The organism is Parabacteroides sp. FAFU027 (genome assembly GCF_022808675.1).
Taxonomy (GTDB): Bacteria; Bacteroidota; Bacteroidia; order Bacteroidales; family UBA7332; genus CAXXIC01.
In genome coordinates this window covers 1-12,726 of the sequence record NZ_JAKZKV010000025.1, presented here as the reverse complement: position 1 = coordinate 12,726, position 12,726 = coordinate 1, and the positions used below count along the sequence as shown (strand labels likewise).

General features: G+C 42.2%; 12 protein-coding genes, 1 tRNA gene, 1 rRNA gene and 1 pseudogene. 11 read left to right on the top strand and 4 right to left on the bottom strand.

Annotation, left to right across the window (positions count from 1 at the left end; all coding sequences use genetic code 11):
- Nucleotides 1-26 precede the first annotated feature (26 nt).
- From rrf to MLE17_RS18720, 6 genes are all read left to right on the top strand, one after another.
- A 5S ribosomal RNA gene (gene rrf, locus MLE17_RS18745) occupies nucleotides 27-135 on the top strand.
- 449 nt (nucleotides 136-584) lie between these two features.
- Nucleotides 585-1,295 carry a hypothetical protein gene (locus tag MLE17_RS18740; RefSeq protein WP_243350300.1) on the top strand — a complete coding sequence of 237 codons (711 nt, stop codon included), beginning with the start codon at nucleotides 585-587 and terminating at the stop codon, nucleotides 1,293-1,295.
- A 19-nt stretch (nucleotides 1,296-1,314) separates the two neighbouring features.
- Nucleotides 1,315-1,731 carry a hypothetical protein gene (locus MLE17_RS18735; RefSeq protein WP_243350299.1) on the top strand — a complete coding sequence of 139 codons (417 nt, stop codon included), beginning with the start codon at nucleotides 1,315-1,317 and terminating at the stop codon, nucleotides 1,729-1,731.
- A gap of 45 nt (nucleotides 1,732-1,776) precedes the next feature.
- Nucleotides 1,777-2,562, top strand: coding sequence for a polyphosphate polymerase domain-containing protein (locus MLE17_RS18730; protein ID WP_243350298.1), 786 nt, complete (start codon nucleotides 1,777-1,779; stop codon nucleotides 2,560-2,562).
- A complete protein-coding gene (locus MLE17_RS18725; RefSeq protein WP_243350297.1) occupies nucleotides 2,553-3,287 on the top strand; it encodes a DUF4956 domain-containing protein in 735 nt (244 codons plus the stop codon). The genes MLE17_RS18730 and MLE17_RS18725 overlap by 10 nt, the downstream gene beginning before the upstream one ends.
- On the top strand, nucleotides 3,280-3,978 hold the full coding sequence (locus MLE17_RS18720; protein ID WP_243350296.1) for a DUF2490 domain-containing protein: 699 nt from the start codon (nucleotides 3,280-3,282) through the stop codon (nucleotides 3,976-3,978). Before MLE17_RS18725 ends, MLE17_RS18720 begins: the two co-directional genes overlap by 8 nt.
- 77 nt (nucleotides 3,979-4,055) lie before the next feature.
- Here the strand turns inward: MLE17_RS18720 and MLE17_RS18715 are convergent, their stop codons facing one another.
- Nucleotides 4,056-4,646, bottom strand: coding sequence for an ACP phosphodiesterase (locus MLE17_RS18715; RefSeq protein ID WP_243350295.1), 591 nt, complete (start codon nucleotides 4,644-4,646; stop codon nucleotides 4,056-4,058).
- Nucleotides 4,647-4,800: 154 nt separating this feature from the next.
- Here MLE17_RS18715 and MLE17_RS18710 point away from each other — a divergent pair, with 154 nt between their 5' ends.
- From MLE17_RS18710 to MLE17_RS18695, 4 genes are all read left to right on the top strand, one after another.
- Entirely contained in the window at nucleotides 4,801-6,267 is a 1,467-nt protein-coding gene (locus tag MLE17_RS18710; protein WP_243350294.1) for an amino acid permease, read from the top strand.
- 101 nt (nucleotides 6,268-6,368) lie between these two features.
- A tRNA-Arg gene (locus MLE17_RS18705) sits at nucleotides 6,369-6,442 on the top strand.
- 73 nt (nucleotides 6,443-6,515) lie between these two features.
- Entirely contained in the window at nucleotides 6,516-6,731 is a 216-nt protein-coding gene (locus tag MLE17_RS18700; protein ID WP_243350293.1) for a CDGSH iron-sulfur domain-containing protein, read from the top strand.
- A 12-nt stretch (nucleotides 6,732-6,743) separates the two neighbouring features.
- Nucleotides 6,744-6,929, top strand: a complete 186-nt coding sequence (locus MLE17_RS18695) for a CDGSH iron-sulfur domain-containing protein (RefSeq protein WP_243350292.1) — start codon at nucleotides 6,744-6,746, stop codon at nucleotides 6,927-6,929.
- A 576-nt stretch (nucleotides 6,930-7,505) separates the two neighbouring features.
- On the opposite strand, the gene MLE17_RS18690 is transcribed toward MLE17_RS18695, so the two are convergent.
- Both MLE17_RS18690 and MLE17_RS18685 read right to left on the bottom strand, forming a co-directional pair.
- Nucleotides 7,506-8,438: a DMT family transporter gene (locus tag MLE17_RS18690; RefSeq protein WP_243350291.1), complete on the bottom strand. Its 933-nt coding sequence runs from the start codon at nucleotides 8,436-8,438 to the stop codon at nucleotides 7,506-7,508.
- Nucleotides 8,439-8,604: 166 nt separating this feature from the next.
- Nucleotides 8,605-9,525: a TIGR01212 family radical SAM protein gene (locus MLE17_RS18685; protein ID WP_243350301.1), complete on the bottom strand. Its 921-nt coding sequence runs from the start codon at nucleotides 9,523-9,525 to the stop codon at nucleotides 8,605-8,607.
- Nucleotides 9,526-9,999: 474 nt separating this feature from the next.
- On the opposite strand from MLE17_RS18685, the gene MLE17_RS18680 reads away from it, so the two are divergent.
- Entirely contained in the window at nucleotides 10,000-12,180 is a 2,181-nt protein-coding gene (locus tag MLE17_RS18680; RefSeq protein ID WP_243350290.1) for a S9 family peptidase, read from the top strand.
- A gap of 448 nt (nucleotides 12,181-12,628) precedes the next feature.
- Here the strand turns inward: MLE17_RS18680 and MLE17_RS18675 are convergent.
- Nucleotides 12,629-12,726, bottom strand: a pseudogene (locus tag MLE17_RS18675) (IS4 family transposase); the annotation flags it as partial.

Here is a 12,726-nt window from a genome sequence, read left to right as displayed (position 1 = left end):
TATGTTATAATGATAAATAAAGAAATTTAGGTGGTTATAGCATCGGGGTTCCACCTCTTCCCATTCCGAACAGAGAAGTTAAGCCCGATCACGCCGATGGTACTGCGCAAGTGGGAGAGTAGGTAGCTGCCTTTTAAGAAACCCTCATCAGATGATTCTGGTGAGGGTTTTGTCATTTTAGGGATTGAGGGATAGAATTGAAGGAATGATTTAAAACGGATGCGCAGAAAAAATAATTTACTGCGCATCCGTTTTTATTTTCTGCGCAGGGAATATTAATCTGTAGCACTGCAATTCCTTTATAGAGGCTTTAAAATGATGATACCCTTATTTGAATACCTGATTAAGTATTCAGCATTAGTAATATTTCAATCAAAAAGGTGCAGATTTTTGTCATGCGTCGATTATTTCCTAAAATATAATGCTTAGTATCTCTTTTCTTTTCTATATTAGACGTTGTTTTTCAGATGCGATATTTGAGTAATGAAATATCGATATAATGATTGTTAATCAAGTGTTTCAAACGTAGGGAACATTTTATTTCATTCGGATTCTAGTTAACCAATTGATAAATACCATTAGACATGTATAAGTTTTATTTTCTCCTGTTTGTTCTGTCATTAACTTTCGCTTCCTGCCGAAATGAGGAAGGTGAAGGTGGCTCTTCCTCCGTTCAAGGTTATGTGTATAAAATCATTCACAGTGACAATAATTACTCTTTGCAGACTGATACAGTCCCGGCAAGTAAAGAGGATATCTATATAATCTACGGCGATGACGAGTTTTATGGCGATGATGAGAAAGCTGGAGCTAATGGTTTTTTCCAGTTTAAATATTTGCGCGAAGGAGATTATAAGTTATTTGCATATAGTTCTTTATCTGACGGGATCAAAAATGCGGTTACTACATCTGTTCATTTAGGTAACCACAAAACAGTTGTCGCTGATACAATCTTTATTCACACAGGGGATGCATACGGTAAATCCATTGTGAAAGGCCAGATATATGTAAACTATTATCATAAAGGTGATTTGGTTGCTTACGCACAAGCTGGTGTTGATCAGCGCGTCTACATCTGTTACCATGGTGAGAATATTCCCTTTGATGATGTAAAAGCCGGTTTAAACGGGGAGTTTGGTTTTGAGAAACTAAAGCCGGGTACTTATGATATCTTTGTGATTACCGAAAATCCTGATACAGAAGCTCAGAGTTCTATAAAACAGACAATCACTGTTTCTCATACCGATACCATCTATACGTTACCTAATACATTTACTATTTCTGTCGCTGTTTAATCATTTAATTACCTAATTCATGAAGTTATTCTCAAAGTTATTTTCAAGTCTTTTTTTATTTGTATTTGTCGTAAATCTGAATGCTCAGGATAATGATGTGTCAAAGAAACACGAGCGTAAAAAAAATCTTACGGTAAAAGAGTGGAATACTAAAGATAATAAACGTTTTCTGGATCACCAGACTGTCTATAATGAAGCTGGTAAAAAAATAGAAGAAAGTGAATATTCTGCCTACGGATTGCGTGAACGTGTAGTTTCAGAGTATGATGCTCAGGGGCGTTGCTGCAAGCAAGTGATCTATAATGACCGGAATAAGGTTAACCGTATTCGTAAAATCGAATACAATCCGGATGGTTCTCGTAAATGTCAGTATAATTACTATCCCAACGGCAAGCTTGAATCCGTGAAGGTGTATGAATATAGCAACGACAACTGATTTTTAATGAATCAGCAAGAAAAAGGATATTAAAACGAAGATATTATGGATACAATGAATTCTCAGGATCAAATCAGACAGCTTCTGCTGTTACATGATCCCATAACACTGGGGCAGATGGAAGGTATTCGTCTGATGAATCGCATTGACCGGAAATTCATGACTAATCTTTCTATTCTTCCTAAAATTCTGAAAGCGACAATTCCCCTATATTATGTTCAGGAAGTTCAGGGGAAGAGAGTTTCTCCATACGAAACGATTTACTTTGACACCGATGAACTGACGATGTACACGATGCATCACAACAGCAGACGGAATCGACAGAAAGTTCGTATGCGTTCGTATGTGGACTCGGATTTATCCTTTCTGGAGGTGAAAAAGAAAGACCTGAAAGGGAAAACCGATAAAGTCCGCATTAAGATTAACGCCCATAGAAATGAGCTGATGTCGGATGATAAAACTTCCCGTTTTGTGGCTAAAGAGACTCCGTATCATTCCTCTGCGTTAAAGCCTCAATTGGAAAATGATTTTTCCCGGATTACTCTGGTAAATAAAGAAATGACTGAGCGGCTTACCATCGACTTTCATATTCGATTTTGTAATTGTAAAACTCATATCAAAGAATCGGCTGATAAACTAGTCATCATTGAAATTAAGTCTGATGGAGATGCTGATTCTCCTATTCTGAGTATTCTTTCCGAATTGAGAATACGACCGGTAAGTATCAGTAAATATTGTCTTGGCACTGTGCTGACAAATCCCAACGCAAAACACAACCAGTTTAAAAGAAAACTAGTATTCATCAACAAACTAACCAACGCATGTTTTTAGCAGAAAAATTTCCTGATTTTGACCCTTCTATTGCTCAACAATACGGTGAAGGATATAGTAATATCACCGGAATGGAACTTTTCGGCAATCCTTTTTTCGATTCGAATGCTTTCTGGATGTTGACTATCCGTTTCGGATTCAATCTTTTAGTAAGTGCCATACTTATTCATTGCCTTTATTTCCGTAAAGGGAAACGACGTGATTATTATTTTACTCTGTTTATGTTCAGCATCACCATGTTTCTTCTTATTTATCTGATGGATAATGTGAAGATTCAGATAGGACTTACCCTGGGGCTTTTTGCCATTTTTGGAGTCATAAAATACCGGACGGAATCTGTTCCTATTCGCGAAATGACCTACCTGTTTATTATCATTGGTGTTTCTGTTATCAATGGTTTGGCGACAAGTGTAAGTTATATGGAATTGATTGCAACGAATCTCTTCTTTATTCTGGCTGTTTGGGCGCTGGAAAGTACTAAGTTTTTGAAAATCACACCTTCCAAGTTGATTCTATACGATAAAATTCACCTGATAACAGTGGATAAAAGGGAGGAAATGATTGCTGATATAGCGAAAAGAACAGGACTAAAAGTCCTTAGTGTAGAGATTGGACATATTGACTTCCTGCGTGATATTGCATTCGTGAAGGTGCATTACGACCTCAATGGAGAAGAGCCCTGCACGATTGAAAACATTACTAAACTAGGTGAATATAATGGCTAACGAAAAGCTGGCTAAAGCTTTCAAATATTCACTTTCGCTTCTCTTCCTGTTGGTTAACGGATGGGTGTGTCAGGCTCAGGATTTTGATTGGGGAACTGCTCTTGGAGTCGAGCTGAATAAGAAGGTTACAAAGAAATTCAATGTAGGGCTTTCCCAGGAATTTCGTCTCAATGACCAGGCCTCCAATTTGTATCGTTCTGCTACACAAATAGGCGTTGAATACAGCTTTTTTCGCAAAGTCTGTAAAGCGGGCCTTTTTGGAACGTTTATACGCAAGGAGAACAAATCTACATTGTTTGACAGCCAATACCGGTTAGGAGCTGATTTGTCGGCAGAGACTGAATATAACCAGTTAGGGATATCATTTAGAACAAGAATGCTTTCTACCTGGCGGGATGAATCATTAGGTTCTTATAAAGTGAATCCGAAACTCTCATTCCGGAATCGATTGCAGTTGGAGTACAAACTCTTTGCGTCGCCATTGAAGCCTTATTTTTCTTTTGAACCATTTGTTTATCTTAATGCACAAGGTGGTGCATATATCAACAACCTGCGATATTGTTTGGGTACCAGTTACAGGTTTAATAAACGCTCTTCACTGGATGGCGGGATAAGGCTGGACAAAGAGATTCAGGTGGCGAATCCGGAGAGTTTTTTGTCATTCGATTTATCCTACAAATACAGATTCTAACCTTTCGCTTTTTATTAACCAATCACAGCGTCGGCAAGTCATTGTCCGGCGCTTTTCTTTTATGAAGATGTGAGCATTTACCAACTTTCCTGTTCTGACTTTTCAACATATTGCATCAGATCAGGAAAGAAGTCATGGAACCGTTCTTCCAATTCAGGAAAATGGCGTTGTAAAAAGTCAATTGTCTTTTCCGGTTGAATGGCGGACGTTTTATAATTCGCCATAATTTCCAGCGAATTACGTAATCCACTGACTGTTGAATAGCGGCAAAGCCTATTGGTAGAGATAAAATGCCAGATAAATCCCTTTACACGTTCGGGCAAATGTGTATAGTTGCGAATCATCGCGTAGTAGAAGTTAGCTGAAAACAGAGATAGCGAACGGTTATCGGAATATTTCCCGAAATGAAGTGCCAGGAAATGGTCGAAATACATATCCAGCAAAATCCCGGAATATCGCCCGAATTCAGGACGAAGCATTACTACCGTATCACGCACTACCGGATGATTATCGGTATAGCTGTCAATCTGTCGGTGAAGCCTTATGCCATAACGGATCTCATCAGGAAACCTTTCCAGCTGTCTCCCTTTAACAAAGTCGCCGATAAAGTTACCGACTTGTCGTTGTCGGTTGTCTCCGGATAGGAATATGTGTGCAAGATAATTCAATAATAGATAGCTTTGGCGGTAACAAAAGTAGCAATTTATCATTGAATGGCGAGATACTAAACTTTTTCTTCAGAACAATCACTTCGTTTAAGCAAAAAGCTCTATTTTTGAAGGAAATACTAAATTCTAAGAAATCAGGATAATAAGAATACTAATGAAGAAACTATTTGTACGAAAGAGTTTGTCGTCCATTTTTGAAGAGGTAGAAAATAATCATCATGGATTGAAAAAGAACCTGGATGCCTGGCATCTCACGCTGTTGGGAGTAGGAGGGGTAATCGGTGCCGGTATTTTTGTAATAACCGGAACTGCTGCTGCACTCCATGCCGGACCATCGTTGGTCATTTCCTTTATTTTGTCAGCCATTGGCTGTGCATTGGCCGGTTTGTGTTACGCTGAGTTTGCCTCCATGATTCCTATTGCAGGAAGTGCATACACTTACGGATATGCTACGATGGGTGAATTTATCGCATGGATTATCGGATGGGACCTGATTCTGGAATATCTGTTCGGCTCAGCTACCGTTGCTGTGGGCTGGAGCGGCTATGTGGTAAGTTTTTTGAAAGACGTAGGTTTGCCACTGCCGGAAATTATCAGCCAGAGTCCCTTTACATTCGATGCACAGGGATGGCATCATACAGGAGCATTAATCAATTTCCCGGCTGTATTTATTGTCGGATTAATGTCAACACTACTCGTTGTTGGCATCAAGGAATCGGCGAGATTCAATAATGTGATTGTTTTGATTAAAGTGGCTGTTATTCTGCTCTTCATTGGATTTGGAATCTCTCATATCAATGTCGCACACTGGACTCCGTTTATTCCTGCAAATACCGGTACCTGGGGACATTATGGATGGTCTGGGATTTTGACAGGAGCAGGAGTTATTTTCTTTGCCTATATTGGTTTTGATGCTGTTTCGACTACTTCTCAGGAAGCGAAAAACCCCAAACGCGATATGCCTATCGGAATCCTGGCCTCGTTGGGGATTTGTACCGTTCTCTATATTTGCGTTAGCTTAGTGCTAACAGGTATTGTGGATTATCATGATCTGAATGTTCCGGCTCCAATCGCATTGGCTATTGATACGGCAGGACCTGCTTTGATGTGGCTTCGTCCATTGGTGAAAATTGGAGCAATAGCTGGATTAAGCTCCGTTGTGTTGGTCCTTTTGCTTGGACAGTCGCGCGTCTTTTATTCCATGGCTCACGATGGTCTCTTATGGAAAAGTTTTGCCAAAACACATCCGAAATTCAAAACACCTCATATTACAACAATTGTTACCGGCACATTTGCTGCTCTTTTTGCCGGTTTGTTCCCTATTGGCCTGCTGGGCGAATTGGTTTCAATCGGTACCTTGCTGGCATTTGTGATTGTTTGTATCGGGATTATTATTTTGCGCAAAACAGAGCCCGATGTTCCCCGTTCTTTCAAGACGCCATTGGTACCTGTTGTTCCGATATTAGGTGCTTTGGTCTGTTTATTGCAAATGGCATCATTGCCCAAAGATACCTGGATTCGTCTGATAGCATGGATGCTTATTGGCTTCACGATTTACTTTACTTACGGAAGAAAACATAGTAAAATCCGGAAAGCTGCTGCTCTTCGGGAAAAAGAATAACGGTTTAAATGCGGTTTAGCACGATAGAAGGCATTTTTATTTATCCGGTATTAGGAAATAAGGAAATAAACTTCTATCTTTGCACCCGCAAAACCAAGGATGGTCTCGTAGCTCAGCTGGATAGAGCAACAGCCTTCTAAGCTGTGGGTCGTGGGTTCGAATCCCGCCGGGATCACTGGAAACAAATAAACCGTAATTGATTTTTATCAGTTACGGTTTTTGCATTTTAGCACCTATATAATTTAGAAATGAATTCTCAGGAACAAGATAAAGAAAAAGAGGTAACGATTAAAGTGATGAAAGATGGGCCGCTGGTGATTCAGGGACCAATCACTCTTACCTATGCAAATGGAACCGAAAGCCGTAAAATGGCTTTTACTTCGCTGTGTCGTTGCGGCGAATCGAATAATATGCCTTTTTGTGACGGATATCACCGGAAAGCCGGATTTTGTTCTGAAACATAATAAGAATCGGATATGGAAAATACAGAAGTAAAAGTCATCAAGAACGGTCCGGTTTACGTGAAGGGCAATTTCAGGATTGTCGGGACAAACGGATTGACGTATGATGTGAAAGATGAAGCATGGCTTTGCCGTTGCGGGGCATCAAATAACAAACCGTTTTGCGACGGAGAGCATAAAAAAGTAGGAGTAAGGGATTAATCCGGATTAGAATAAAAAAGAACGCGGTTTCAGTTGAAAATACTGGAACCGCGTTCTTTTTAAGCTCTATAACGAATGGTTTATATCATTACTTAGGGGAATATTCCCCTAAGCTTCGTGGAATTTTTTGGTAGAAGGTATTCTTTTCAAATAATATAGCCACGAATGCACGAATAAAAGTCAGAAGCACTAAATGTGTTGAATTTCAAATGTAAATACAAATCGAAAGACACAAATACTTTTCCAAAATTGGAAAAGAAAAAGATACTTTCTTATTCGTGGATTGACTGCGTCGAACTACGTTTCGTGGCTTAGACATTAAGAATGTTTCATCCTTAATAGAATACCTCAAGCCGTTTTAGAGCTTCTTTTTATATGATTGTCATAACCTGATTTCTACAAAAAAGAAAAGGTTGTCATCACGACAACCTCAACCCTTTATTAACCTTAAATCTAATACCATGAAAAACACATTGCAAATGTAAGGGCTTTTTTTCTGTTGTACAGCATAAATAGCCAAGAAAAATCACGATTTTAATGCTATATAACACATGAAATAGCTTTGTAATATCGTGATTAACTTTTGTGCTCGCCAAGCATGGCTTTTTCCCGCTCTACATCTGCCCGGGATTTACTCATCGTAACCAGATATACTCCGCTGAAAATCAAGAGTGCAGCCGTGGGTTTTTCCCAGGTCAGTACATCTTGTCCGACTGCAATGGCGGCAAATGAGGCCACAAGCGGTTGCAGGTAGTTGTAAGAACCTACCGTTGTAGGTCGTATGCGCTTCAATGCGACCGGAATCAGGAAGTAGGAAACGAAGGTTGCGAAGAACAGAACATAGACCACCCGGATGATGGCCGATTCATTGAAAACCGCAAACACCTTTGCACTGACCACATCGTGATAGGTAAACGGGATAATCATAAAGGTGGAAAACAAGAACATCCATTTCAGCAAGGTGACCGGAGTGTATTTCATCGTTACCGGCTTGGTGATCACCAGGTATATCGCGTAAGAACCTGCCGCAATCAAACAAAAGAGATTTCCCACCCATGAACTTGCCCGGACGCCTTCATGCGTCTGCATCACGATAATGAGGATGGCTCCCAATGCGCCGATGATAACCCCCAACGCCTTCTTCGCAGTTATCGGCTCTTTGAGTACGGCCGCCGAAATCAGCATCACCATCACCGGTGAAAGTGTTGCAATAATGGAAGAGTCAATCGGGGAAGTCTTGGAGAGACCAATGATAAACATCATCTGGTTAAAAGCCATTCCGAAGAAACTTCCGAAGAATATAACGGGAAAGTCTTTCAAATCGACTTTCTCTTTTTTCTGGAAAAAGGAGACCAGCCAAAACATCATCGTTGCAAATACGATCCGCATCGTGGTCATGGCCGGAGGCGCTACCCATTCTGGTATAAGGCTTTTGGTGATGGGTACGTTCAGGGCGAATATTACGCTGGCCGTCAGCATGGCTGCGTGGCCTTTTGTTTTTTCTGTCATGAAGTTGAAGATAAGCCCCCAAAATCCCACTATAGTGGACTTTGGGATGCGATTGAATTAGAGAATCCCGTTTTGAGAATTCATCAGTTACCATCTGTATAAAGAGAGTGATGGATTGTTGTATCTTTTCCCCTCCCTATCGGGGAGGGTTAGGGTGGGGCTCTTCTTAATACAGTCTTCCTTGCCAGGCCTCCCGCTCTTCCATCCGTTTATTCAGTTTATGGATGAATACCGCATTTTTGGTTCCCCAATCCGGTTTTATCAATAGTTCCTTCGGGGATTGCGATACGAAACGCTCCATGAAGAACTCGGGATTAATCCGTTCGGTGAAGTCGATGCAGAGGTCGATGTACTCGTCGATGGTAAAGAAATGAAACTGCTCCGGTTGTTCCTCGTATTGCTTCACCATTTTGGTATGGCGGTTCAGTTGCAGTTGGTGCATCTTGACCGTGCGAAGCGGGAGTTTGGATATTTCGGTCGCGTGGTTCAGTATATCTTCACGGCTTTCGCCAGGAAGTCCCAGAATAAGATGCGCACCGACATTTAGGCCGCGTGCAGCAGCCCGTTTAATCGCATCAACCGACTCAGCATAAGTATGGCAACGGTTGATGTATTCCAAAGTCTCGTCTTTTGTACTTTCGAGGCCAAATTCAAGCAGGATGAATGTCTTCTTCGACAACTCTTCCAACAAGTCCAGGATGGCATCGCTCACGCAGTCGGGACGGGTGCTAATCACCAAACCTACCACCTTATTTACACTCAAAGCCTCTTCATACAACGCACGCAAGTTGTCCACGTCGCTATATGTATTGGTATAAGACTGGAAATAGGCGAGATAGTGCATCTCCGGATATTTCTTTGAGAAAAACTCCACACCACCTTCCAGCTGTTGGGTGACACTTTCCGGTTTGTGAGTGTATTCGGGGCTGAAGGTATGATTGTTGCAATAGGTGCATCCTCCACGGCCTTTTACCCCGTCACGGTTGGGGCAGGTGAAGCCTGCATTCACGGAAATCTTTTGTACTTTGTAAGGAAAATAGAGTTGGAGGAAGTCGGTGAATTCTTTATAACGTTTCTGTTTAAGCATAACTAAGTTTGTCATTTCAAGCTGTTTGTGTTTTTGATTTGATATGTAAAATGTACGGAAATGACGCTGCAAAAGTAGCTGTTTTTTAGCAGAGTGCAGGGTTAAATAGTGCAAAGCCAAATCCGGAGGCCCAAGGTCAGGGTATTAATTGCTATTTTTGCAACTTGATATAGGAATATTGATAGTTACCTATAGCGTGCGTCCTATGAAAACAGGGGTATAAATTCTCGATTGACCCCTCCCAACCTCCCCTAAATGGGGAGGAGCTGGTGCAAACACCACGAGTATCAGATGGAAAAGCAGATTAAATGTGCTAATATTCATGCACAGAACTGCGTCATAGCCCCCATTTTGGGGGTTGGGGGGTCGGACAGATGAAGATTGCACGATATGTCCACCAAGAACCAGATAATTCAGCCTTTTGAGGCAAGATTACATGATATTTCTTTTTTTGATTACATAATACTCAATTCAATGAAAAAACTGATTGCGGTAGCATTTGCCTGCTTATCCATTACCGGATTTGCGCAAAAACACACTCCGGAGCGACTCAAAGCGATTGTAAACGGAGCTTTTGATTGTAAAAAGGTAAATCCGATCCGTTCGATGGCCGATGGGGAGCATTTTACCCAAATGAACAGTGACAGCACCGCCATTCTGCGCTATGCCTACAAGACCGGGAAGGTTGTGGATACCCTCTTTTCGGTGAGAACCGCCCGTGAGTGCAACTTTAAGAAGTTTGTCGATTATGAGATTTCGCAGGATGAATCCAAGGTGCTGGTATGTTGTGACAAGGAGCAGATTTATCGCCGTTCGTACAAGGCCAACTACTATGTGTATGAAGTGAAACGCAATCTGGTGTCGCCGTTGTCAAAAGGCGGCAAGCAGCAGATGGCGATGTTCTCGCCCAATGGCCGTTTGGTGGCATTCGTGCGTGATAATAATCTCTTTCTGGAAAAACTGGATTATGGCACCGAATCACAAATCACCAAAGACGGGGAAGCCGGAAAGATTCTTTACGGAATTCCCGACTGGTTGTATGAGGAAGAGTTCGAGTTTAACCGCACTTTTGCCTTTTCTCCGGATAATAGCACCCTCGCTTTCCTTCGTTTTGATAAAACGCAGGTGCCGGAATACACTTTTCCTATATATAAGGGTATGGCTCCGTCGCATGACGAGTATGCCACTTACCCGGGCTTTGAATCGGTGAAATATCCGAAGGCGGGACAACCCAATCCCAAAGTTTCAGTGCAGACTTTTAATCTGATGAGCAAGGTTATCAAAACGATGGTGCTGAAAGACGAGGAGATTGAATACATCCCCCGCATCCGTTTTATGCCTTACGACGGACAATTGGCGGTGTTTACCCTGAATCGCCAGCAAAACAAGCTGACTATTTACGCGGCCAATCCCGGATCGGGACTGACCAAAATCCTGATACGGGAAGAGAATGATAAATATGTGGATATTGAGAACTTTGACAAAACGGCTTTCCTCGCCGACCGCATCGTCTATGCGAGCGAAAAGGATGGCTACCGTCACCTGTATGACTATTCGCCGACCGGAGTGTTTCGCAAACAAATCACGAAAGGTGCGTGGGAAGTCACTGATTTCCTCGGTTACAACAGCGCCAACGGTACTTACTATTACCAATCCAATGAGGGAAGCCCGTTGCGCACTGCCGTTTATGCGATGGATGCCAAAGGTCGCAAAACTCGTCTCACAGCCGGTGAGGGAAGCAATACGGCAACCTTTAGCAGTGACTTTCGTTATTTTGTAAATGCCTATTCCAATACACAGACCCCGACCGTTACTACGATTAACGATGCTTCGGGCAAGATGTTGGTTACGATAGAAAACAATACCGCGCTGAAAGCGAAGCTCAATGCAACCAACCTGTTGCCGAAAGAGTTCTTTACTTTCAAGACCGGCAAAGAGGTTTCGCTCAATGGCTGGATGATTAAACCGGCCAGCTTCGATGCGCAAAAACGTTATCCCGTGGTGATGGTGCAATACAGCGGACCCGGTTCGCAAAACGTGAAAGATACATGGACCTATGACTGGACGCAGCACCTGGCGCAAAGCGGTTATCTCGTGGTGTGTGTGGATGGTCGCGGTACAGGGGGCAGGGGAACGGCTTTCCGCAACCAGACTTACAAGCATCTCGGCCTGATGGAAGCGGAAGACCAGATAGAAGCGGCGAAATATCTTTCCACCCAGTCGTATGTCGATAAAAACCGCCTCGCCATCTGGGGCTGGAGCTATGGCGGATACAACACGCTGATGGCTTTGTCGCTCGGTAACGGTATCTTCAAAGCGGGCATCTCCATCGCGCCAAACACCGATTGGAAATTCTATGACACCGCTTACACCGAGCGTTATATGCAGACACCGGGCGAAAATGCCGAAGGTTACGAGCTTTCATCACCGATTCACTACGCGTCACAGTTGCAGGGTAACTTGTTGCTCGTGCAGGGCATTGCCGATGATAATGTTCACTTCCAGAATACAGCCGAGTATGCCGAGGCTTTGGTGCAGGCCGGCAAACAATTCGAGATGCAAATCTACACCAACCGCAATCATTTCCTGACCGGCGGCAATACACGCCAGCACCTGTATGAACGCTTTATGCGCTTCCTGGAGATGAATCTTTGATAGCTGAATTTTCTATCACAGAGGACAACTGAGTTTTTACACAGAGGGCCGCAGAGATTTTTTTGAAAGTCTCTGCGGCTTTTTTCTGTTCGGCAAACCTAAAAGGGATTTAAAACCTGTTAGGTGGTGTGTCAAAAATCAGTTATAATGGAAAAAAATCTTCGGACCACTTTGCTAATGAGTGAGCATAACTTCGCATTGTCATCCCGTGTCAGGCACGGGATGACAGTGCGATGTTTCGTTCGTCTGTAAAAAATAGAACGAAGTTATTTTCAGAGTTATGGACTATATGTGTTATTAAGCGTCAAGCGGCTCTAAGCCGCTTGCAGGATTAAAAAAATGAATTGAAATATCCTTCCCGGAAGAATCTATCGGGTGCAGCGGTTTTTAACCGCTGAATTGAATTAGATTCGAGAGGCCACTAGTGTCCCATAAAAATTGGGACGAATTAAAAATCAAATAAATTTGGCTCATTAAGCCTAAAACGCTCTTTGTCATTTTGAAATTTAGTTTTGTCGAAGAGGTCTCGAAGATGAGTTTTATCAG

Excerpts from the sequence above, each read along its gene's own strand:
- MLE17_RS18740 (WP_243350300.1), top strand. The coding sequence starts at position 585 with ATGTATAAGTTTTATTTTCTCCTGTTTGTTCTGTCATTAACTTTCGCT.
- MLE17_RS18735 (WP_243350299.1), top strand. The coding sequence starts at position 1,315 with ATGAAGTTATTCTCAAAGTTATTTTCAAGTCTTTTTTTATTTGTATTT.
- MLE17_RS18730 (WP_243350298.1), top strand. The coding sequence starts at position 1,777 with ATGGATACAATGAATTCTCAGGATCAAATCAGACAGCTTCTGCTGTTA.
- MLE17_RS18725 (WP_243350297.1), top strand. The coding sequence starts at position 2,553 with ATGTTTTTAGCAGAAAAATTTCCTGATTTTGACCCTTCTATTGCTCAA.
- MLE17_RS18720 (WP_243350296.1), top strand. The coding sequence starts at position 3,280 with ATGGCTAACGAAAAGCTGGCTAAAGCTTTCAAATATTCACTTTCGCTT.
- MLE17_RS18710 (WP_243350294.1), top strand. The coding sequence starts at position 4,801 with ATGAAGAAACTATTTGTACGAAAGAGTTTGTCGTCCATTTTTGAAGAG.
- MLE17_RS18700 (WP_243350293.1), top strand. The coding sequence starts at position 6,516 with ATGAATTCTCAGGAACAAGATAAAGAAAAAGAGGTAACGATTAAAGTG.
- MLE17_RS18695 (WP_243350292.1), top strand. The coding sequence starts at position 6,744 with ATGGAAAATACAGAAGTAAAAGTCATCAAGAACGGTCCGGTTTACGTG.
- MLE17_RS18690 (WP_243350291.1), bottom strand. The coding sequence starts at position 8,438 with ATGACAGAAAAAACAAAAGGCCACGCAGCCATGCTGACGGCCAGCGTA.
- MLE17_RS18685 (WP_243350301.1), bottom strand. The coding sequence starts at position 9,525 with ATGCTTAAACAGAAACGTTATAAAGAATTCACCGACTTCCTCCAACTC.
- MLE17_RS18680 (WP_243350290.1), top strand. The coding sequence starts at position 10,000 with ATGAAAAAACTGATTGCGGTAGCATTTGCCTGCTTATCCATTACCGGA.